The 22260-nt window shown below is 68.2% G+C and carries 17 protein-coding genes; 4 read left to right on the plus strand and 13 right to left on the minus strand.

Features of this window, described 5'->3' with window-relative positions; genetic code table 11:
- Positions 1-78: 78 nt before the first annotated feature.
- Both M5E06_RS21365 and M5E06_RS21370 read right to left on the minus strand, forming a co-directional pair.
- On the minus strand, positions 79-2022 hold the full coding sequence (locus M5E06_RS21365; protein ID WP_252139905.1) for a long-chain fatty acid--CoA ligase: 1944 nt from the start codon (positions 2020-2022) through the stop codon (positions 79-81).
- Positions 2022-2918 (minus strand): ABC transporter ATP-binding protein, encoded by an 897-nt coding sequence (locus tag M5E06_RS21370; RefSeq protein WP_199230925.1) that lies wholly within the window; start codon positions 2916-2918, stop codon positions 2022-2024. The genes M5E06_RS21365 and M5E06_RS21370 overlap by 1 nt, the downstream gene beginning before the upstream one ends.
- A gap of 200 nt (positions 2919-3118) precedes the next feature.
- On the opposite strand from M5E06_RS21370, the gene M5E06_RS21375 reads away from it, so the two are divergent.
- Positions 3119-4855 (plus strand): AMP-binding protein, encoded by a 1737-nt coding sequence (locus tag M5E06_RS21375; RefSeq protein ID WP_252139906.1) that lies wholly within the window; start codon positions 3119-3121, stop codon positions 4853-4855.
- Between the two features lie 82 nt (positions 4856-4937).
- Complete coding sequence (locus tag M5E06_RS21380) at positions 4938-5522, plus strand: TetR/AcrR family transcriptional regulator (protein ID WP_252139907.1); 585 nt, start codon at positions 4938-4940, stop codon at positions 5520-5522.
- Positions 5523-5525: 3 nt separating this feature from the next.
- On the opposite strand, the gene M5E06_RS21385 is transcribed toward M5E06_RS21380, so the two are convergent.
- From M5E06_RS21385 to M5E06_RS21405, 5 genes are all read right to left on the minus strand, one after another.
- The gene (locus M5E06_RS21385; RefSeq protein ID WP_252139908.1) at positions 5526-8504 is read right to left on the minus strand and encodes a methyl-accepting chemotaxis protein; all 2979 of its coding nucleotides are present in this window, start codon (positions 8502-8504) and stop codon (positions 5526-5528) included.
- Between the two features lie 274 nt (positions 8505-8778).
- The gene (locus M5E06_RS21390; RefSeq protein WP_109075116.1) at positions 8779-9273 is read right to left on the minus strand and encodes an Lrp/AsnC ligand binding domain-containing protein; all 495 of its coding nucleotides are present in this window, start codon (positions 9271-9273) and stop codon (positions 8779-8781) included.
- Positions 9274-9427: 154 nt separating this feature from the next.
- The gene (locus tag M5E06_RS21395) at positions 9428-11059 is read right to left on the minus strand and encodes a sensor histidine kinase (RefSeq protein ID WP_252139909.1); all 1632 of its coding nucleotides are present in this window, start codon (positions 11057-11059) and stop codon (positions 9428-9430) included.
- Positions 11040-11864 carry a response regulator transcription factor gene (locus M5E06_RS21400; RefSeq protein WP_252139910.1) on the minus strand — a complete coding sequence of 275 codons (825 nt, stop codon included), beginning with the start codon at positions 11862-11864 and terminating at the stop codon, positions 11040-11042. The genes M5E06_RS21395 and M5E06_RS21400 overlap by 20 nt, the downstream gene beginning before the upstream one ends.
- Before the next feature lie 28 nt (positions 11865-11892).
- Complete coding sequence (locus tag M5E06_RS21405) at positions 11893-12630, minus strand: hypothetical protein (protein WP_252139911.1); 738 nt, start codon at positions 12628-12630, stop codon at positions 11893-11895.
- A 366-nt stretch (positions 12631-12996) separates the two neighbouring features.
- Here M5E06_RS21405 and M5E06_RS21410 point away from each other — a divergent pair, with 366 nt between their 5' ends.
- Positions 12997-13251, plus strand: coding sequence for a hypothetical protein (locus M5E06_RS21410; RefSeq protein WP_252139912.1), 255 nt, complete (start codon positions 12997-12999; stop codon positions 13249-13251).
- Positions 13252-13439: 188 nt separating this feature from the next.
- On the plus strand, positions 13440-14267 hold the full coding sequence (locus M5E06_RS21415) for a class I SAM-dependent methyltransferase (protein WP_252139913.1): 828 nt from the start codon (positions 13440-13442) through the stop codon (positions 14265-14267).
- Positions 14268-14376: 109 nt separating this feature from the next.
- Here M5E06_RS21415 and M5E06_RS21420 read toward each other — a convergent pair whose 3' ends face one another.
- From M5E06_RS21420 to M5E06_RS21445, 6 genes are all read right to left on the minus strand, one after another.
- Positions 14377-15276, minus strand: a complete 900-nt coding sequence (locus tag M5E06_RS21420) for a hydroxymethylglutaryl-CoA lyase (protein WP_252139914.1) — start codon at positions 15274-15276, stop codon at positions 14377-14379.
- Between the two features lie 3 nt (positions 15277-15279).
- The gene (locus M5E06_RS21425) at positions 15280-17283 is read right to left on the minus strand and encodes an acetyl/propionyl/methylcrotonyl-CoA carboxylase subunit alpha (protein WP_252139915.1); all 2004 of its coding nucleotides are present in this window, start codon (positions 17281-17283) and stop codon (positions 15280-15282) included.
- Positions 17284-17288: 5 nt separating this feature from the next.
- Entirely contained in the window at positions 17289-18086 is a 798-nt protein-coding gene (locus M5E06_RS21430; protein WP_252139916.1) for an enoyl-CoA hydratase/isomerase family protein, read from the minus strand.
- Between the two features lie 13 nt (positions 18087-18099).
- A complete protein-coding gene (locus tag M5E06_RS21435; RefSeq protein ID WP_252139917.1) occupies positions 18100-19707 on the minus strand; it encodes a carboxyl transferase domain-containing protein in 1608 nt (535 codons plus the stop codon).
- Positions 19708-19749: 42 nt separating this feature from the next.
- Positions 19750-20883: an acyl-CoA dehydrogenase gene (locus tag M5E06_RS21440; RefSeq protein ID WP_252139918.1), complete on the minus strand. Its 1134-nt coding sequence runs from the start codon at positions 20881-20883 to the stop codon at positions 19750-19752.
- Positions 20884-21059: 176 nt separating this feature from the next.
- Positions 21060-22241 carry an acetyl-CoA C-acyltransferase gene (locus M5E06_RS21445; RefSeq protein WP_252139919.1) on the minus strand — a complete coding sequence of 394 codons (1182 nt, stop codon included), beginning with the start codon at positions 22239-22241 and terminating at the stop codon, positions 21060-21062.
- Positions 22242-22260 lie beyond the last annotated feature (19 nt).

Below are 22260 nucleotides of genomic sequence, written 5' to 3' on the forward strand. Positions count from 1 at the left end.
GAGCGTCCGGCAGACGGATCCCCCTCACCCATCCTCTCCCCGGGGGGGAGAGGGGCTATTCTTGTCTGCATGGGCCGATCACGCCGCAACCGGCTGCCGCGGCGCCTTGGCGGCGGTCGGAGCCAGGTCGATGACGGTCAGCGTCGTGCGGATGCGCTGCTTGGTGCCGTCCTGGAAGGCGATCGTCGTATCGACGTCGATCTTCGGCTGGCCGGCATAGATGCTGTCGATGATGGTGCCGTACTTCTCGCCGATGACGCCGCGGCGCACCTTGCGGGTGCGGGTCAGCTCGCCATCGTCGGCGTCCAGCTCCTTGTAGAGCAGCAGGAACTTGGAGATGCGCTGATACTCGGGCAGCGTCTGGTTCACCCGCTCCACCTCGGCCCGCAGCAGGTCGTAGACCTCCTGCTTCGACGACAGGTCGGAGTAGGTCGTGAAGGCGATGCGGTTCTTCTCCGCCCATTTCGACACGATGGGGAAGCGGATGCAGATGATCGCCGACAGATACTCGCGCTTGTCGCCCAGGATCACCGCCTCGGCCACATAGGGGCTGAACTTCAGCTTGTTCTCGATGTATTGCGGGCTGAAGCGGTCGCCCTGGGCGGTGGTGGCGATGTCCTTGATGCGGTCGATGATGACCAGATGGCCCTTCTTGTCGAAGAAGCCGGCATCGCCGGTGTGCATCCAGCCGTCGCGCATGTCGGCGACGGTCGCATTCTCGTTCCGGTAATAGCCGGCGAACATATTGGGGTGGCGGGTGACGATCTCGCCGACGCCGTTGTGGTCGGCGTCGATCACCTTCACCTCGATGCCGCCGTCGAACGGCACGCCGACCGTGTCGAAATCCACGTCGGTGCCGCGGTGGACGGTGTAGGCGCCCATCGTTTCGGTCTGGCCGTAGATCTGGCGAAGCGGCACGCCCAGCGCCTGGAAGAACTTGAAGGTGTCCGGCCCCAAGGCCGCACCGCCGGTCGCCGCCGATTTCAGGTTGGTGAAGCCCAGCCGGTCGCGCAGAGCCTTGAACAGGATCGCGTCGGCCATCGCCGACCGCTGTCCCTTAGCCAGCGCCTCCAGACCCAGCTTCATGCCGAGATCGTACATCTTCTGCTTGAAGGGCGAGGCGTCCATCATGCGGGCGCGCACGTCAGCGGCGATCTGCTCCCACAGACGCGGGGCGAACAGCACGAAGGTCGGCCCGATCTCGCGGAAGTCGTGCATCATCGTCTCGGCTTCCTCGACGAAGTTCACGCGCATCCGCGACACCATGCCCATGCCGACCGCATAGACCTGTTCCATGATCCAGGACAGCGGCAGGACCGAGACATACTCGTCCTCCGGCCCCTTCGGATCGGCGGACAGGTAGCTGGCGACATGGCGGATCAGCCGGCCGGCCGGCAGCATCGCCATCTTCGGGTTCGACGTGGTGCCCGAGGTGGTGCAGAGGACGGCGACATCCTCACCCTTCGTCGCGGCCACCATGCGGTCGTACAGGTCCGGCTGCTGCGCATGCAGCTCCTCGCCCATCCGGACCAGATCGGTGACCGGCATCAGGCGCGGGTCGTGGTATTTGCGCATGCCGCGCGGGTCGGAATAGATGATGTGCTGCAGCGTCGGCAGGCGGTCGGCGAGGTTCAGCAGCTTGTCGACCTGCTCCTCGTCCTCGGCGAACACCACCTTCACGTCGGCATAGGTGATGAGGTACGCGACCTCTTCATCCAGCGCGTCGCGGTAGATGCCCAGGCTGTAGCCGCGCACCGCATGGGTCGCGATCTCGCCCATCACCCAGTCGGGACGGTTGTCACCGAGAAGCCCGACGACCTCGCCCGGCACGACGCCCAGCTTGGTCATGCCCAGCGCGAAGGCGCGGACGCGGGCATGGACCTGGCTCCAGGTGAAGGTGCGCCAGATGCCGAAATCCTTCTCGCGCATGGCGATGTCGCCGCCATGCTCGCGGGCATGCAGGGCCAGCAGCTTCGGCAGGGTGTCGTTGGCGACCAGATCGGGCAGAGTGGAAGTGGACATCACGCGACCTCCTTCCGGGCCGGAGGAACGGCTGCAACCGGCGCCTCCTCCTCGTCATCCTCGCCCAGATAGGCGCGGCGGACGCGGGGGTCGGCCAGAACCTCTTCCGGCTTGCCTTCGGCGATCTTCTTGCCGAATTCCAGCACCATCACCCGGTGCGAGATGTCCATGACCACGCCCATGTCGTGTTCGATCATGACCACGGTCATGCCGAACTCCTCGTTCAGGTCGACGATGTAGCGGGCCATGTCCTCCTTCTCTTCCAGGTTCATGCCGGCCATCGGCTCGTCCAGCAGGATCAGGTCCGGCTTCAGCGCGATGGCGCGGGCCAGCTCCACCCGCTTGCGCAGGCCGTAGGACAGCGTGCCGGCGGTGGCCTTGCGCACATGCTGGATTTCGAGGAAGTCGATGATCTCCTCCACCTCGCGGCGGTGGGACAGCTCCTCCTTCCTGGCGCCGGTCAGCCAATAGAGCGACCCGGTCAGGAAGTTGTTCTTCAGCAGGTGGTGGCGGCCGACCATGATGTTGTCGAGCACGGTCATGTGCCCGAACAGCGCCAGATTCTGGAAGGTGCGGCCGATGCCGAGCGAGGCGCGATGGTTCGGGGTCATGCCCGTCACGTCGCGGCCCTTGAAGAAGACCTTGCCGTCGGTCGGCCGGTAGCGGCCGGAGATGCAGTTGACCATGGAGGTCTTGCCGGCCCCGTTGGGACCGATGATCGAGAACAGCTCGCCCCTGCGGATGCCGAAGCTGACGTCGGTCAGCGCATGGACGCCCCCGAAGCGCAGGTTGACGCCCCGAGCCTCGAAAATGGTCTCCGCCTGGGTGGTCGGCGAATTTTGGCCAGGGGAATTTTGGCCAGGGCCGGGGTGTGGTGCGACGGGCGCGCCGGACATTTCCTCCTCCGTTGCTAGTTGGTACCGCTTCTCGGGGTCACGATCCGGCTCTTGGTGGCCGGCGAGGTCCATATTGTGGACCGTTTCATGAGCAACTTCCCGACTATATACCGAGCCTCATTCTGTTTTCAACACTGACATTCCGCCAGCGCATGTTTTTTGTTGCGATAAGGCGCCGCACGGTCCATATGATGGACCTCATGAACAGTCACGCCGACATCGCCGCCTCTCCGGCCGCTCCGAATGCGGCGGGCGGCACCCAGAGCCTGGAACGCGCCATCGCCCTGCTGCGCGCGGTCGCCGACGCCGAAACCGGCGGCGCGCGGCTGGCCGACCTGATGACCGGGGTCGGGCTGTCGAAGGCGACCGCCCACCGGCTGCTGATGGCGCTGGCGCGCGACGGGCTGGTGGAGCAGGACACCCGCAGCAAGCGCTATCACCTGGGTCCCGATCTGGTGGCGCTGGGCGATCTGGCGGCGCTGCGCCACCGCCCCCCACTCCCCACCCCTGCCCCGCCCCAGCCGCCGGAAGTCGCGCCCTCCCCGCCGGCGCCACCCCCGCCACCCGCCCTGATGGTGCGGCCCTCGGCCTTCCTGCGTGCGGAATACCGCGGCGAGTCCATCGCGCTGGCGACGCTGCTGTGCGACCGCCATGTCCGCGCCGCCGACGGCGCGCGGGCGGCGCTGCTGCATGAAAGCGTGGCCGGCCAGACGACGGAGCTGAGCTTCGCCCGGCTGGCCCGCGATTCGGCGCGCTTCGCCACCGTGCTGGCCGGCATGGGGGTTGGACCGGGCGACCGGGTGGCGGTTCTGCTGCCCAAGGGACCGGAGCTGCTGATCACCGCGCTGGCGATCTGGCGGCTGGGCGGCGTCTATATGCCGCTGTTCACCACCTACACCGCCTCGGCCGTCGCCTACCGGCTGGCCGACAGCGACGCGCGCGCCATCGTCACCAACGGCTTCCTGCGCCGCAAGGTGCCGCGCGACAACACCCGCCCGGTGGTGACGGTGGAGGGTGACGAGGCCTTCGGTCCCGACGCCGTGCCCTTCTGGTCGTCGCTGCACGAGGCCGCGCCGCTGGCCGAGGTGGCGCGCTACCGCGAAGGCGACGCCTTCGCCCTGATCTACACGTCGGAATCCGAACCGACGCCGCTGGGCGTGTCCCTGCCGGTCAAGGCGCTGTCGGGGATCGAGCAGTACATGCGCATCGGCCTCGACCTGCGCGACGACGACATCTATTGGAACATGGCCGATCCGGGCTGGGCCTATGGCGCCTATTACGGTCTGGTCGGGCCGCTGCTGCTGGGGCGGACGACGATCTTCTGCGACGGGCCGTACGACGTGCGGCAGGGCTACCGCATGCTGACCAAGTTCGGCGTCACCAACCTCACCGCCGCGCCATCGCAGATCCGCGCGTGGCACGGCGCCGATCCCGGCGTGTCGCACCAGTTCGCCCTGCGCATCCTGTCGGTGGTGGGCGAGCCGCTGCCGCCCGACCTGATCGCCTGGGCCAACCGGACGGTGAAGGTCCCGCTGCTCGACCAGTATGGCCAGCGCGAAACCGGCATCTTTATCGTCAACCGCTACGACCCCGACGGCATCGGCCGTTACGACTCCGACGCGCCGGAGGATGGCGATGCGGTCCAGCCGCCCAGCGGCTCGCTCGGCCGTCCAATGCCGGGCTTTCGCGTCGTCATCCTCGATCCCGACGGGCGGGAAGCGCCGGTGGGCGGCGCCGGGGAGATCGCCATCGACGTCGACCATTCCCCGCTGTTCTGGTTCGAATCCTACGCCAACAACCCGGAGCGCACCGCCCAGCGCTTCCGCCACGGCCGGCGCTATTACCTGACCGGCGACCGCGCCTTCCTGGATGCCGACGGCAACATCCACTATCGCGGCCGGGCGTCCGACGCGATCCAGATGCAGCAGGGCGAATAGTCAGCGGCCCTTCTTTTCGGGTATAGATCGCCACCGGAGTTGTGGAAGCGGGCCAGGGCGGCGGAAAGCGCGAAGGACGGGTATGGAATCCAAGACGAAGAACCGCGAATCCTGGCTGGCCGCCGCCTTCGCGGCACTGGCCGAAGGCGGCGTCGACAAGGTGCGGGTGGAGTTGCTGGCCAAGGCCCTGAAGGTGACCAAGGGCAGCTTCTACTGGCATTTCCGCGACCGCACCGAGCTGATGAACGCCCTGCTCGACAGCTGGAAGACGGGCCGCATCGCCGCCATCAAGGAACAGACCCGGCTGGACGGCCGCGAGCCGGCGCAGCAACTGCGTGACCTGCTGGCGCTCTATGGCGGCAGCAAGCCGCGGGGCATGGCGATAGAACTGGCGGTGCGCGACTGGGCCCGGCGCGCGCCGGAAGCGGAAAGCGTGATCGCCGAGGTCGACCGCGAGCGCCTGCACAGCGTCGCCGGCCTGTTCGTGGCGCTGGGCCTGCCCCCTGACCAGGCCTTCGCCCGCGCCTACCTGTTCTATGCCTTCGCCTTCGGCCAGGGCCTGCTCGCCCCCGGTGCCGCCGCCGACCGCGCCGAGGTGGTGCGGGCGATCTGCGCCGACGTGCTGGTGCCGGCTGCGCAAAGGGAGGCGCAGGCGCCCAGCTGCTGATCCTTACGGCATATAGGCCAGCCGCAGGTTGCCCCAGTGACGGCCGCGCACGACGATCGGCGCATCGACCTCCTTCAGGCGCACCATCTGACCACCGCCCATGTCGCGGCGGTAGGCCTGCAGCAGGAACGGACGGGTGTTGCGGGCGGCGGCAAGGCCGGAGCGGTCGGCGAAGACGCGGCGGTTGCGGCAATGGGCGGCGTTCCAGGCGGCGTCGCCCGGCCGCTGCGGTTCGGAATAGCGGGCATTGTGGGTCGGCAGATAGCCGACGGCGTTGACCGCCGCACAGAACTGGAAGCGCGGGTTGGAGGCCAGCACCGGCTCCTGGATCGCCGGGAACAGCCGGTCGGTCAGCTCGGTGAAGGGGGCGATGCACTGTTCCGGCTCGGTGCCGGGGATGGTCGACAGCTCTGTCGAGAACAGCGCCTCCTCGCCGATGCTGCCGTTGGACAGCGCCCCGTCCAGCGCCTTGGCCAGGGCCGCCGCAGTGTCCTGCACGGTGCGGATGATGGCCGAATCCGCCTCGATCATCGCGTCGTAGGCGCGCCGCAGCCGGTCGGATTGCGCGTCCGACAGCTCGTCGAAAGCCAGATGCAGGCCGAGATCGCTGATGCCGGCGACGATGGCCGGCAGGTCGCCGACATCGCGCAGCGTCACGGTCAGCCGCATATGCTCGGCCAGTTCCGGCAGCCCCTTGTTCTCCACCAGCAGCCCGTCCGGCGACAGGTCGAGCATGGTGACGGTGCGGCGGTCGCCGGCAACGGTCAGGCCGATGGGATCCTCGCACGGGATGCGGTTGGAGACGCGGCGGTCGCCCGCCACCGACTGGCGCAGCGCGATGACCAGCCGGCGCTTCAGGTCGGCCACCGCGCCCTGGGTGTCGATCATGCGGCGGCTGACGTCGGTGGCGATGCCGGTGATCTCGTCGGTCTGGTCGCGGATGTGCAGCACGCTGCCCGACACCTGGGAGGCGCCGCCGGCCGAGTTGGTGGCGCTGCGCCCGATCTCGGCGTTGGCGGCCGACTGCTCCTCCACCGCGGCGGCGGTGGCGGCGGCGGCCTCGTCGATCTCCTCGATCACCGAGATGACGGTCTGGATCGCGGTGACGCTGCCGCCGACCGCCTGTTTCAGCTGCTCGATCTGGCGGGCGATGTCCTCGGTCGCCTTCGCCGTCTGGTTGGCCAGCGTCTTGACCTCGCTGGCGACGACGGCGAAGCCCTTGCCGGCCTCCCCCGCCCGCGCGGCCTCGATGGTGGCGTTCAGCGCCAGCAGGTTGGTCTGGCCGGCGATGGAGTTGATGAGGTTGGCGACCTTGGCGATCTCCTCCGTCGCGACCTCCATCTGGCCGATGGCGGTGGCGGAGCCGCGAGCGCTGTCCACCGCGCGCCGCGCCACCTCGCTGGAGCGCGCCGCCTGCCGGGCGATCTCGTGCCCGGCGGAGTTCAGCTCCTCCGTCGCGGCGGCGACCGACTGGGCGTTGGCGCTGGCCTGTTCGGAGGCGGCCGACACCACGACGGTGTTCTCCCGCACCACGCCCAGAGACTGCATCAGGTGCCGGATGCCGTCACCGGCGCGATTGCTGGCCAGTTCCACCCCGATCCAGGTGGCGTCGAGATCGCTCTCGATCGATTTGCAGGTTTCCAGCAGGGCCTGACGGGTCAGCGCCTTCTGGCGCATCTCGGTCTCGTGCTTTTCATGGATGCCGTAGGCCAGCTTCGCCTTCATGGCGTTCAGCTCCGACGCCACGCGGCGGAATTCCGGCACGCCGACGGCCGGCATCGGGTCGGTCAGGGCGCCGCGGGCGATACGCTCGAAGGTCCGTTCCAGCAGCGCCAGCGGACGGCGCACCGTGCGCAGGATCGCCCAGCCGAACAGGGCGGCGAGCAGGACGCTCAGCAGCATCGCCACGGCGACCTGGACGACGCGGCGTCCGTAATCCCGTTCCGCCTTGTCGAACTCTTCCCGGGCAACCCGGATCTGAAGCTCCAGCAGGGCGTCGGACACCCGGCGCAGGTCGGCGAAGGCCGGGCGGACGATGCCGCGCAGATGGGCGTCCAGCGCGGCGGCATCCTTCCGCTTCGCCAGCGCCAGCGCCGGTTCGATCCCGCGCTGCAGATAGGTCCCGACCAGCGGCTTGAATCTGTCGGCGAGAACGGCCTCCTCCGGGGTCAGATAGGTCGCCAGATAGTCGGCCAGCAGGCGCCGCATCGCGGCGGCGTTGTCCGCCACCTCCTTCTCCACCGCGGCCTCCACCGCGGCAAGGTCGCCAGTGCCGCTTCCCGCCTGCAGGTCGGCGGCGAGGTCGGTCAGGCGCTGCCGGCTGTCGCGGGCGAGGTTCTGGATCTCGCCGATCTGATAGGCGGGAACCGTGCGGTCCTCATACACGGTGCGCAGCGACCGGTTGGAATTCGACATGCCGTCCAGGCCGAGCCAGCCGGCCAGCAGCACCGCCAGGATCAGCATCCCGAACACCGCGGCCATGCGCCCCGACAGGCTGGTCCAGGCGAAGGCGGCAGCCCGGCCGGTGCGGCTCTTCCGCACCAGGGCGCCTTCCTCCAGCGCCAGCGCGGCGCGGCCGTCGCGCATCTCCGCATACAGCGCCTCGGCCGCCGCGACCTCCTCGCGCGAGGGCTTGGAGCGGATCGAGATATAGCCGGTGACGGCGCCGTTCTCGACCACCGGGGTGACGTTGGCCCGTACCCAATAGTAATCGCCGCCCCTGGTCCGGTTCTTCACCATCCCTTCCCAGGGCCGTCCTTTCTTCACCGTCGCCCACAGGTCGGCGAAGGCCTCCTTCGGCATGTGGGGATGGCGGACGAGGTTGTGGGGCGCGCCGATCAGCTCATGTTCGTCAAAGCCGCTGATCTCGACGAAGGCCTGGTTCACGAAGGTGATGCGCCCGCCGGTATCGGTGCGGGACACCAGGGGAACCCCCTCGGTCAGATGGACTTCCCGGTCGGTGATCGGTGTGTTGACGCGCATGAGGCGGCTCCGCTCCAGCCAAAGTCTCGAAGGATGGGGCCGGGGAAGCGGACGGCATCGCAACCGCCGGGCAACTGTATCGGTCGCCTCCCGGGCCTGCTCCTTCGCTGCAAGTGGCATGCCGCGTCATAATGTTGGCAAATGAACAAACGCCGCGTTGAACTGTAAGGTCGGTGTAAAATTGGCCCACCGCAATTTTCGCAAAATGCGTCCAGAATGGACAGCCGGCCCTAAGCTACTGTGCAATTTGGAAAATGCTTTGCTGTCTGACCATTCAGCCGCGTAACGACCCGTTGGACAGCCCGTCCAGCGGAATCGCGGTGACGCTCTTCACCTCTTCCATCACGGCGTAGGTGTGGGTTTCCCGCACGCCGCGGGCGGTGGACAGCAGTTCGCCCAGGAACAGGCGGTATTCGTTCATGTCGCGCACGCGGGCCTTGACCAGATAGTCGAAGCCGCCGGCCACCATGTGGCATTCCATGATCTGCGGCATGCGCAGCACGGTGGCCTTGAAGTCGTCGAAGTTATCGGGTGTGGTGCGGTCCAGCACCACCTCGACGAAGACCAGCATTCCCGCTTCCAGCCGGTGCGGGTCGAGCAGCGCGACATAGCGCTGGATGATGCCGTCGGCCTGCAGCCGCTTCACCCGCTCCAGGCAGGCGGCCGGGCTGAGGTTGATGCGGCGGGCCAGCTCCACATTGCTGAGGCGGCCGTCATCCTGCAGTTCGCGCAGGATCTTGATGTCGGTGGAATCGAGATTGCGGTCCATCGGCGGCTCGGAATGCTGTTCGGCTGGCAGCCCCGATCCTAACGGAAAAAACGGGATCAGGCCATGCCGGACCATAGCCGGAGCGGCGAAGATGCCGCCGATCCGAAGCCCGTTCGCCCCCAATGTCGCCCCGGACGCCGCCGGGGCGCCGCGATCAGGCCGCCAGCGGCAGGGCCACCGTCATGCGCAGGCCGCCGGTGGGACGGTTCTCGGCGCGGACACGGCCGCCGAAGGCCTCGATGTTGCGCCGGACGATCCACAGGCCGATGCCGAAATGGGCCGCGCCGGCCTGATGCGCCGCCGCCTCGTCCTCCGGCATGCCGCGGCCGGGTTCGCGGTGGGAGAAATAGCGTTCGAAGATGCGGTCCAGGTTGGCGGGATCGACGCCCGGCCCCTCATCCTCCACCACCAGCTCGGCCATCGGCGCGCCCTGAGCGGCGCTGCGGGTCAGGCGGACGCTGACCGTCCCCTCGGGCGGCGAGAAGCTGACGGCGTTCTCCACCAGATTCTCGACGATGGTCTCCAGCGTCTCCTCGCTGGCCCGCACCACCAGCCCGGCATCGATGCGCGAGCGCATGTGCAGGCGGCGTTCGGCCAGCAGCCCGGTATAGCCGCCGGCCATCCGTTCCACCAGCGACGAAAGATCGACCCGGCGGCGCGCCGGCGCCAGCAGATCCGCCGCCGCCTCGTCCATGCGGCGGGCGAAGGACACCAGCCCGTCCAGCTTGTCCAGCGACTTCTCGATCATCGTCAGGGCGCGCTGGCTGCGGGCGTTCTCCGCCGGCATGGCGCGGCGCAGCGGCTCCACCGATTGGCGGATCACGGCGATCGGCGTCTTGAAGGCATGGGCGTTGTCCTCGGCGGCACGGCGCAGCGATTGGGCGCTGTCGCGCAGCGTGGCGACCAGCCGGTCGAAATCCTCGGCCACGCCGGCCAGTTCCGGCACGGTGTTGCGCGCGGCGAAGGAGGCGTCGCGGTCCTCGCGCTCGGGCGTATCGTCGCCGCCGACGATGCGGCGGGCCAGATCGCCGAAGCGGTTCAGGTTGCGCCAGATGCCGGCCAGCACCGCCAGCACCAGCGCGGCCATCGCCAGATAGATGGCGGCGGCGGCCTGGACCGCAGGTGTGCTCCAGTAAGGCCGGCCGATGGAGGAGGAGATGTAGGCTTCCGTCGCGTGGCTGGTCACCAGCGCCCAGCAGCCGAAGCTGGTCTTGATCGGGGTGATGGAGGACAGCACCTCCTCCCCGCCTTCCAGATGGGGGACGCGCATCGCCAGCGTCGCGTTGCCGGCGCAGCTCGACCCCAGACGGTCCAGCACGCCCTGTTCGAGCAGCAGGCGCCGTTCGGCGTCGATGTCGGCGGTGGACAGGCTGGGGGCCGCGGCGACGTAGAAGAAGGGCTCCGGCCCGGCCTTGGCCCCGGACGGGGTGGTGGCGGCGCCGGTGGCGGTCACCCGCGGGCGAACCAGCAGCTTCAGCCGCGTGCGGTCGTCGCCATAGCGGGCGAGCGCGATGCTCAGGCTGGGAAGGGCGGTGCGGTCGACGCCCAGCAGTTCGGGTTCCAGCGCGCGGGCGATCAGCTCGCCCTGGCGCTGGGCGCTTTTCAGCAGAAGCTGCTGCGACGCCTCGTCGGCGCGCTGGAACTGGTCATAGAGCAGGACCGGCACTGCGATGAAGACAAGGGTGAGCAGCAGCAGGCGGCTCGCCATCGAGCGCCAGAGCCAGAGCAGGCGGGCGGACGCCCGTCGGGGCGCCCGCAACGCGAGGTCAGTCGGCAGCAGCGCCATCGATCAGCATATCCTCGCCCATACCGTCCTCGTCGCGGCCCTGGTTGGCCGCGTTCTCACCCTTGCCCCAGCGATAGCCGAAGCCCGGATAGTTCTCGATGCAGGCGAAGGTCGCGTCGACCGACCGGAACTTCTGACGGATGCGCTTGATGAAGGCGCGGACGTTGGCGCGGTAGCCCGACGGGCCATAGCCGGCGACGAAGCCCTTGCCGTGGACGAGGTCGTAGATCTCGCGATAGGACACGTCCTCTTCCGGGCGGGTCGACATCAGCTTGACGATGTTGAACTCGGTCAGCGTCAGGTCGATGCGCTTGCCCTTCCAGAAGGCGCGGCTGTTGTCCAGGCGCAGTTCCAGCTCGCCCAGGCGGTGGCTGGTGCTGTTGCCGCCGGCATCCGCATCCTCGCCGCCCTTGGTGGCGTCGCCCTTGATCCCGTCAAGGATCAGGCGCATGCGCTTCAGCAGGATCGACAGGCTGCGCGACTTCTCGACGAAGTCCAGCGCGCCGCCGGCCAGGGCGGCCTCTTCGTAAATCTGGTCGGATAGCACGGTCAGGAAGATGACCGGCGTGGCGATGCCGCGGGCGCGCATCTGGCGCAGGACGTCGATGCCGTCCAGCTTGGGCATGCGCCAGTCCAGGAGGACGATGTCGACCGACCCGCCTTCGGCGAAGAAGTCGAGCGCCGGTTCGCCGCGGTCGAAGGTGATGACCTCGTACCCCTCGTCGCCGAGGTTGAGGCTGAGCGACTCACGGAACAGGTCGTCGTCGTCCACCAGAGCGATGCGGGCAATGGTCGGTTCGGTCATTGCTGACATTCCCTTGTTCGACTCCGCCTTACTGAACCCCGGCGCGGACAGGGCGCCCTGGGTCAGCTTGAGCGAGGAGTTGGGCGAAGCATCGGTGGTCGGCGTCAGGGACATTTTGGCTGCTCTTCATATCGTAAGAGAGGGCGCGGAAGTCCTGGGACGAGGTCATATCCATGAAGAAGAACACCTTGAGGGTGCAATCGCCCTTGGCATACCGCCAGATCTTGGCGGGAGGCGCCTCTTCCCGTGCAACGGGGGACCCCAGGAGTTTGAGAGTCTGGACTTCGTCCAGCCCGACAAGACTGTCGGGGTCGGCGTTGGTGGTTGCGGGTTGGGTGGGCGTGCCGCCCATGGAAGGCATCGCCGCCTGGGCGGCGTTAGACGGCATCGCCGTCTGGGTGGCATTAGGCGGCATCGCCGCCTGGGCGGCGTTGTCGGATCCGATGGCCGCCAGATGGGTGGTGGCCTGATCGGCGGTCAGTTCCCCGTTGGTCACCGGCGGGCCCGGCATCGGCATCGGCAGGGCCGGTGCCAGCGTGGCGGTGTCGGGGGCCTTCCGGACCGGCTTGGGCTTCGGCACCGGCGGGGTCGCCGGATGTGCGGGCGGTCGGGCGGCCGTCACGTCCGCTCCCCCCCAGGGTCCGGCCGTGTTGGCCGGGCAGCCGGCCAGCAGCAGGACCGCGACCAGCAGGCCCGCATGTCGGCCCCGGCCGGCGGCGTAGGCGCCATACTGCGCCACATCGCGGAGGACTGCCGGCACGGTCATGGGGGCGGGCCTTTCAAATCCAAGGGAAACCGACATATCGGCATTAACACGGGACGAACCATTTCCATCTAGCTTGGAAGTCAACTTCGCGTGCTGGTTGGAGTTGGCCGCGTCTGATGTGCCTAAACTCAATCCAGTCTGGTTAATGGCGCGTTAAAGCCACAGCCCATACCCCCATTTTGTGAAAGCCCATCAATATTTTTCGAAGTTTCGTTTGATTTTCGAGCGATTTCGGCAGGGGTTGCCGGGGTCTTTGCTCAAAAGTGGTATGAAATTCGGCAAAATCCATTACGCGCTGACCGCTGCCCTGGTGAAATGCGGAGCGGGACAGGACGTGACAGAAATGAGGCGGGAGGATGGCGGGGATTGGACCGGTTCGTGGCCGATGCCCAAAAAACAGTCGGCCAAAAAACAATCGGCGCCAAAAAACAATCGGCGGCGGAGCCACCCGGGTATGGCTCCGCCGCCGAACAGCCGGACGGGCAACAGGTCATGTGGCGGCGCGCGATTAGCGGCCGTGGGTCGTTGCCACTGGAACTCCAGCCGTGGTTCCGGCCGGCGCTCAGGCCGGTCGGCGTCGTGGGAACAATGCGTTTTCGGCACCATCCATCACGTCGATGATGATGCGCCGGACGGCCCGGACCGTCAAGTTTGTAGTACGTACAATTTAGGATGCCGCATATCCGGATGATACCGGAAGGCCCGCCGTCGGCGGCAGCGGCGCTTTCCAAGGCGCCGTTGCCAGGATGTGCGGTCGGGCCGATGATTGGACACCCGCTGGGGCCGGGATCGAACCAGGGGAGGGCGGCATGTCTGTCGAGCAAAGGGTGACCGAGCATTACGGGCGCCAGGACTTGGCTGCGGAAATCCTCGGCGCCTTGGAACGGGCGGGAAAGGACCTCTCCCGTCTGCGTCCCGACGACCTCGCGTCGATCGACGAGTTCCACATCCGCGGGCGCGAAGCCACCGCCGAACTCGGCCGGGCCCTCCGTCTGGACCCAAGCACCAGGGTCCTCGACGTCGGCAGCGGCCTTGGCGGCCCCTCCCGCCACCTCGCCGATCTCTACCGCTGCCAGGTCGTCGGGCTGGACCTCACCGAGGAATACTGCCGCACGGCGACCGTCCTGGCCGACCGGGTCGGGCTGGGCGGCACCGTCGAGTATCTGCAAGGCTCGGCGCTGGACATTCCCCTGCCCGACGCCGGCTTCGACCGGGTCTATACCCAGCATGTGGCGATGAACATTTCCGACAAGCGGCGGTTCTATGCCGAGGTCGCGCGCGTCCTCAAACCGGGCGGCCTGTTCGGCCTCTACGATCTGCTCGAAGGACCGGGCGGTCCGGTTCACTTCCCTGTGCCATGGGCACGCGACCCCGCCACCAGCTTCCTCGCCGCGCCGGATGAGCTCCGCGATCTGCTGAGCGGAAGCGGTTTCGAAATCATCGGGTGGCGGGACACCAGCGCGGAAGGCCGCGTGTGGTTCCAGCAGCTGCGCGAGCGGATCGAGCGCGACGGCCCGCCCACGCTCGGCTTCCACCTCCTTCTGGGCCCGGAGTTCCGCGAGATGGCGCGCAATCAGGTCAGGAACCTGGAGGAGCAGCGCATCCTCCCGACCGAGGTGATCTGCCGCAAGCCGTGAGTGGAATCCATTGAACCGGCGGGCAAGGTTCGTCGCCCGAGGCGCCCCCCAAATACGAAAGGGCCGCGCCCCCTTGCGGAAGCGCGGCCCTTCGTTGCCGAAGGTTCCCTCACGCACAACCACGAGCGCGGGCCACCTTCGATGCGGTGGGGCGGCCGATGGCATCGCTGATGAACGCCCCGGCGGCGATCAGCTTGTCCAGGTCCACCCCCGTCTCGATGCCGAGGCCGTTCAGCATATACAGCACATCCTCGCTCGCCACATTGCCGCTGGCGCCCTTGGCATAGGGGCAGCCGCCCAGGCCGGCGACGGAGCTGTCGACCACCGCCACGCCCATCTGCAGGGCGGCCAGGATGTTGGCCAGAGCCTGCCCGTAGGTGTCGTGGAAGTGGACGGCGATCTTCTCCACCGGCACCCGCTCCGCCACCGCGGCGATCATCGCCTGCGCCTTGGTCGGGGTGCCGGTGCCGATGGTGTCGCCCAGCGAGACCTCGTAGCAGCCCATGGCGAACAGCCGCTCCGCCACATCCGCCACCGCCTTCGGCGCGATCTCCCCCTCATAGGGGCAGCCGAGCACGCAGGAGACATATCCCCGCACCGGCACGCCCGCCGCCTTGGCCTGCTCCATCACAGGCGCGAAGCGGTCCAGGCTCTCGGCGATGGAGCAGTTGATGTTCTTCTGGCTGAAGCTTTCCGAGGCGGCGCCGAACACCGCCACCTCGTCGGCCTTGGCCGCCAGCGCCCCCTCCAGCCCCTTCAGGTTGGGGGTGAGGGCGGCATAGCGGACGCCGGGCTTGCGGGCGATGCCGGCCAGAACCTCGGCGCTGTCGCCCATCTGCGGCACCCATTTGGGCGAGACGAAGCTGGCCGCCTCGACCACGCTCAATCCGGCGTCGGACAGGCGGTTGACCAGCTCCACCTTCACCGCGGTCGGCACCATCGACTTTTCGTTCTGGAGGCCGTCGCGCGGACCGACCTCCACCATACGGACGAATTTCGGCAACAGCATCGGTCAGCCCTCCGCGATGTCGAGAACCAGAAGGTCGACGCCTTCCGACACCTGATCGCCCGCCGCGAAATTCACGGCGCTGACGGTGCCGGCGGCCGGGGCCTTGATGGTGTGCTCCATCTTCATGGCTTCCAGCAGCATCAGCGGCGCGCCGGCCTCGACGCTCTGGCCGGCTTCGACCAGCACACGGACCACGGTGCCCGGCATCGGCGCGGTCAGACGGCCGGAGCCGCCCTCCTGCTCCGCCGCGCGGGCGCTGGGGTCGTCCAGCGTCAGGCGGGACACGGCGCCGTCGATCAGCACGGTGATGTCCAGCCCCTGCTGCACCACGGTGGCGCGGGTGCGCATGCCGTCCAGCGTCGCGGTCAGCAGGCCGTCCGACAGACTGACCCCGGTCACCGGCATCGGCTTCCCGCCATCGACCGCGACCTCGTAGCCATCGCTGCGGAAATGCAGCGTCACCTCGCGCGCGGTGTCGCCGTCCATCAGGCGCAGGTCGTAATGGTTCTCCTCGTTCAGCCGCCAGCCATTGGCGAGCAGCCAGGGCGAGTGGCGATCCGACCGGGCACGCAGCGCGGCCTGGGCCTCCTCCCGCCGGCGCAGCAGCACCGAGAGAGCGGCGGCGGCCAGCGCCTTGTCGGCCACCGGGGCCGGCGGCGGCAGCAGGTCGGCGCGGTGGCGCTCGATGAAGCCGGTGTCGATCTCCACCGCCTTGAAGGCCGGATGGCCAGCGATGGCGCCGAGGAAGCCGACGTTGGTGGTGACGCCGACCACCTCATACTCGGCCAGTGCCACGCGCAGGCGGCGCAGCGCAGAGTCACGGTCCTCGTCCCAGACGATCAGCTTGGCGATCATCGGGTCGTAGTACATCGTCACCGAATCGCCCTCGCGGACACCGGTGTCGACGCGGACATGCACGGATTCGGCCGGCGGACGCAGGCGCACCAGCTTGCCGATGGCCGGCAGGAAGTCGCGCTGCGGATCCTCGGCGTACAGCCGCGCCTCGAAGGCATGGCCCTTGCGGGTCAACTGCTCCTGGCGCAGCGGCAGCTCCGCCCCGGATGCCACCCGCAACTGCCACTCGACCAGATCGAGCCCGGTGATCTTCTCCGTCACCGGATGCTCCACCTGCAGGCGGGTGTTCATCTCGATGAAGTAGAAGCCGCCATCCTCATAGAGAAACTCGACGGTGCCGGCGCCGACATAGTTCACCGCCTTGGCGGCGGCCACCGCGGCCTCGCCCATGCGGCGGCGGAGGTCGTCGGGCAGGTTGGGAGCCGGCGCCTCCTCGATCACCTTCTGGTGGCGGCGCTGGACCGAGCAGTCGCGCTCGAACAGATAGACGCCGTTGCCGTGGGTGTCGCAGAAGACCTGAATTTCGACATGGCGCGGCCGGCCGAGATATTTCTCCAGCAGCAGGCTGTCGTCGCCGAACGCCGCCTTGGCCTCGCGCTGGGCGCCCGCCACCGCGTCGGCCAGCTCGTTGGCGGCGCGCACCACGCGCATGCCCTTGCCACCGCCGCCGGCCGACGCCTTGACCAGCACCGGATAGCCGATGCGCTCGGCCTCCGCCGACAGGGTGGCGAAATCCTGGTCGGTGCCGTGATAGCCCGGCACCAGCGGCACATCGGCATTCGCCATCAGCCGCTTGGACTCCGCCTTGGAGCCCATGACGCGGATGGCGTCGATCGGCGGGCCAATGAAGACGACACCGGCCTCCGCGCAAGCGGCGGCGAAGCCGGCATTCTCCGACAGGAAGCCGTAGCCGGGATGGATGGCCTGCGCCCCCGTGCGCTTCGCCACGTCGAGGATGACGTCGCCGCGCAGATAGCTTTCGCCGACCGGGGCCGGGCCGATGCAGACGGCCTCGTCGGCCATCTGGACATGCATCGCCTTGGCGTCGGCCTCCGAATGGACGGCGACGGTCTTGATGCCCATGCGGCGGGCGGTGCGGATGACCCGGCAGGCGATTTCGCCGCGGTTGGCGATCAGGATCTTGTCGAACATGTGGATCAGCTCCGCCAGGACGGGGTGCGTTTGTCGAGGAAGGCGCCGACGCCCTCCTTGCCTTCGGCGCTGGCGCGCTGGCGGGCGATGCGCTCCGCCGTGTCGCGCACCACATCGTCGGTCAGCGGCCGGCGGGCGACGGCGCGGATCAGCTCCTTGGCGGCGGTGACCGCTGTGGGGGCGCTGTCCATCAGGTTCTTCACCGTCTTCGCCACCGTCTCTTCCAGACCGTCGGCATTGGTCAGCTCATGCAGCAGACCGATGCGGTGGGCCTCCGCCGCGCTGAAGCGCTCGCCGGTCAGGAAGTAGCGGCGGCAAGCGCGCTCACCGATGGCGGCGATGACATAGGGGCTGATGGCGGCGGGGATGATGCCCAGCCGCACCTCCGACAGCGCGAAGGTGGCCGTCTCGACGCCGATGGCGATGTCGCAGGCCGAAACCAGCCCGACGCCGCCGCCGAAGGCCGGCCCCTGCACCACGGCGACCGTGGGCTTCGGGCATTCGTCCAGCGTGCGCAGCATGGTGGCGAGGCCCATGGCGTCGGCCAGATTCTCCGCGTGGGAGTAGCCGGCCATCTTCTTCATCCAGGACAAATCCGCGCCGGCCGAGAAGCTCTTGCCCACCCCGCGCAGCAGGACGACGCGCACCGCCGGATCCTCGCCCACCTGCCGGAAGGCGGATGTCAGGTCGGCGATGACCTGCTCGTTGAAGGCGTTGTGCACGTCGCCGCGGTTCATGGTGACGGTGGCGACGCCGGTGTCGGCAACCTCGATCAGAATGTCGCCTGTATGACGTTCAGTCATTGGGTCGCCTCCATCACATCCGGAAGACGCCGAAGGGCGTCTTCGGCACCGGGGCGTTCAGCGAGGCCGACAGGCCGAGGCCCAGCACCATGCGGGTATCCGCCGGGTCGATGATGCCGTCGTCCCACAGCCGGGCGCTGGCGTAATAGGCGTGGCTCTCGCGCTCGAACTGGGCGCGGATCGGCGCCTTCAGCGCCTCCTCGTCCTCGGCCGACCACGGCTTGCCCTGGGCTTCCATGGCGTCGCGCTTGACCTGGGCCAGCACGCCGGCCGCCTGCTCGCCGCCCATGACGGAGATGCGGGCGTTCGGCCACATCCACATGAAGCGCGGGCTGTAGGCACGGCCGCACATGCCGTAATTGCCGGCGCCATAGCTGCCGCCGATGATGACCGTGAATTTCGGCACCTTGGCGCAGGCGACCGCGGTGACCAGCTTGGCGCCGTCCTTGGCGATGCCGCCGGCCTCGTACTTGCGCCCCACCATGAAGCCGGTGATGTTCTGCAGGAACACCAGCGGGATGCGGCGCTGGCAGCACAGCTCGACGAAATGGGCGCCCTTCAGGGCGGATTCGCTGAACAGGATGCCGTTGTTGGCGATAATGCCGACCGGATAGCCGAAGATGTGGGCGAAGCCCGTCACCAGCGTCGTGCCGTAGAGCGGCTTGAACTCGTCGAAGCGCGATCCGTCGACCACCCGCGCGATCACCTCGCGCACGTCGAACGGCTTGCGGGCATCGCTGGGGATGACGCCATAGAGTTCACGCGGGTCGAAGGCCGGTTCCTCCGGCTCGCGCAGGTCGAGGTCGATGTGCTTGGCGCGGTTCAGGTTCGACACTACGCGGCGCGCCATCGCCAGCGCGTGGGCGTCGTTCATCGCGTAATGGTCGGTGACGCCCGAGGTGCGGGAATGGACGTCGGCGCCGCCGAGATCCTCGGCCGACACCACCTCGCCGGTCGCCGCCTTCACCAGCGGCGGACCGCCCAGGAAGATGGTGCCCTGGTTGCGGACGATGATCGCCTCGTCCGACATCGCCGGGACATAGGCGCCGCCGGCGGTGCAGCTTCCCATCACCACGGCGATCTGCGGGATGCCCTCGGCCGACATGTTGGCCTGGTTGTAGAAGATGCGGCCGAAATGGTCGCGGTCGGGGAAGACCTCGTCCTGGTTCGGCAGGTTGGCGCCGCCGGAATCCACCAGATAGATGCAGGGCAGGTTGTTCTGCTGGGCGATCTCCTGCGCGCGCAGGTGCTTCTTGACCGTCAGCGGGTAATAGGTGCCGCCCTTCACCGTCGCGTCGTTGGCGACGATCATGCACTCCTGCCCGGCGACGCTGCCGATGCCGGCGATGATGCCGGCCGATGGAATGTCGTCGGCATAGACGCCGTCGGCGGCCAGCTGCGACAGCTCCAGAAACGGCGAGCCGACGTCGAGCAGCTGGCGGATGCGCTCGCGCGGCAGCAGCTTGCCGCGGGCGAGGTGCTTGTCGCGCGCCTTGGCGCCGCCGCCCTGCTGGATGGCGGCGACCTTCCGGCGCAGATCGTCGACCAGCGCCTGCATGGCGTCGGCATTGGCCTGGAACTCGGCGGAGCGCGCGTTCAGGGCGCTCTTCAGGACGGTCATGCCGTCTTCCTCCCGGTTTGGCGGTCTTGATTGCGGACTGTGTTACTGAACAAGCGCGCGGCTGATGACCAGCCGCTGGATGTCGCTGGTGCCCTCGTAGATCTGGCAGACCCGGACGTCGCGATAGATGCGCTCCACCGGGAAATCATTCAGGTAGCCATAGCCGCCATGGATCTGGATGGCGTCGGAGCAGACCTTCTCCGCGATCTCGGAGGCGAACAGCTTAGCCATCGCCGCCTCCTTCATGCAGGGCACCCCGGCATCGCGCAAGGATGCCGCATGCAGCACCATCTGGCGCGCCGCCTCCACCCGCGTCGCCATGTCGGCGAGGCGGAAGGCGATGGCCTGATGCTGGATGATCGGCACGCCCATGCTCTGGCGCTCCTGGGCGTAGCGGATGGCGTGGTCGAGCGCCGAACGCGCCATGCCGACCGACTGCGAGGCGATGCCGATGCGCCCGCCCTCAAGGTTCGCCAACGCCACCTTGTAGCCAGCGCCTTCGGCCCCGAGCATCAGGTCGGTGGGAACCCGGCACTCCTCGAACACGATCTGGCAGGTGTCGGAGCAGTGCTGGCCCAGCTTCTCCTCCGTCCGCGCCACCTGATAGCCCGGCGTGTCCGTCGGCACGATGAAGGCGCTGAGCCCCTTCTTCCCCGCCGCCGGGTCGGTCACCGCGAAGACGATGGCGACGTCGGCCTGCGAGCCGGAGGTGATGAACTGCTTGGTGCCGTTCAACACCCAATGGTCGCCGTCGCGGCGAGCGCGGGTCTTGATGGCGGAGGCATCGGACCCCGCCTGCGGTTCGGTCAGGCAGAAGGCGCCCAGCATCTCGCCGCGCGCCATCGGCTTGAGGAAACGGTCCTTCTGGGCGTCCGTACCGAACTTCAGGATCGGCATGCAGCCGACCGAGTTGTGCACGCTCATGATGGTGGACACCGCACCGTCGCCGGCAGCGATCTCCTCGATGGCGAGCGCATAGGCGACATGGTCGGTGGCGGCGCCGCCGAACTCCTCCGGCACCAGCATGCCCATCAGCCCGAGTTCGCCCATCTCGGCGAGTTCCGCCTTGGGGAAAGCACCGCTGCGGTCGCGCTCGGCAGCGGTCGGGGCGAGCCGGTCCTGCGCGAAGGCGCGGGCCATGTCGCGGACCATGGTCTGTTCTTCGGTCAGGTGCATCGGGCGTTTCCTCGGGCGATGGTTTTTGTTGGTGGCGTGCTGTGCCCCCTCCCCATCCCTCCCCCTCTTCGAGGGAGAGGGGGCAGGATGCTTGGCGGCGACACATAATGCGAAGCGGCGGCAGTCCCCTCTCCCGCGAAGCGGGGGAGGGTTAGGGAGGGGGCAAGCGCCCGCCCTTACACCCGCTCCACCGCGATCGCCGTAGCCTCACCGCCACCGATGCACAAGCTGGCCACACCGCGCTTCAGGTCATACTTCTCCAACGCCGCCAGCAGCGTCACGAGGATCCGCGCCCCCGAAGCCCCGATTGGGTGCCCCAGCGCGCAGGCCCCGCCATGGACGTTTACCTTGTCGTGCGGCAGGTCGAGATCGCGCATCGCCGCCATTGTGACGACCGCGAAGGCTTCGTTGATCTCGAACAGGTCGACGTCGCGGGCCGACCAGCCCACCTTGTCGAACAGCTTCTGCATCGCGCCGACCGGCGCGGTGGTGAACAGCGCCGGCTGCTGGGCGTGGTTGGAATGGCCCTTGATCTCGGCGATCACGCGCAGGCCGCGCTTCTCGGCTTCACTGCGGGTGGTGACGATCAGCGCCGCACCGCCGTCGGAGATCGACGAGGAATTCGCCGCCGTCACCGTGCCGTCCTTGGCGAAGGCCGGCTTCAGCGTCGGGATCTTCTTGGCATCGCCCTTGCCCGGCTGCTCGTCGGTGTCGACCAGCGTGTCGCCCTTGCGGCCCTTGACCAGGACCGGCGCGATCTCCGCCTTGAAGGAGCCGTCCTCCACCGCCTTGCGGGCGCGGTTCAGGCTTTCGATGGCGTAGTTGTCCTGCGCCTCGCGGGTGAAGTTGTAGCTGCTGGCGCATTCCTCGGCGAAGGTGCCCATCAGGCGGCCCTTCTCGTAGGCGTCCTCCAGACCGTCGAAGAACATGTGGTCCAGCACCTTGCCGTGACCCATGCGGTAGCCGGCGCGGGCGCGGTCCAGCAGGTAGGGGGCGTTCGACATGCTCTCCATGCCGCCGGCCACCACCACCTTGGCCGAACCGGCCTTGATGACGTCATGGGCGAACATCACCGCCCGCATGCCCGAACCGCAGACCTTGGAGATGGTGGTGCAGCCCACCCCCTTCGGCAGCCCGGCGCCGAGCGCCGCCTGGCGCGCCGGCGCCTGACCCAGACCGGCCGACAGCACGTTGCCCATGAACACCTCGTCCACCGCGTCTGCCGGCAGGCCCGAGCGTTCAAGCGCCGCCTGGATGGCGACGGAGCCCAGCTGCGGGCCGGTCAGGCCCATGAGGTCGCCCTGGAAGCCGCCCATCGGCGTGCGGACGGCGGCGGCGATGACGATGCTGTCGGTCATGGTGGTCTGTCCCTTTCCC

It is taken from the genome of Azospirillum sp. A1-3, from assembly GCF_023806445.1.
Taxonomy (GTDB): Bacteria; Pseudomonadota; Alphaproteobacteria; order Azospirillales; family Azospirillaceae; genus Azospirillum.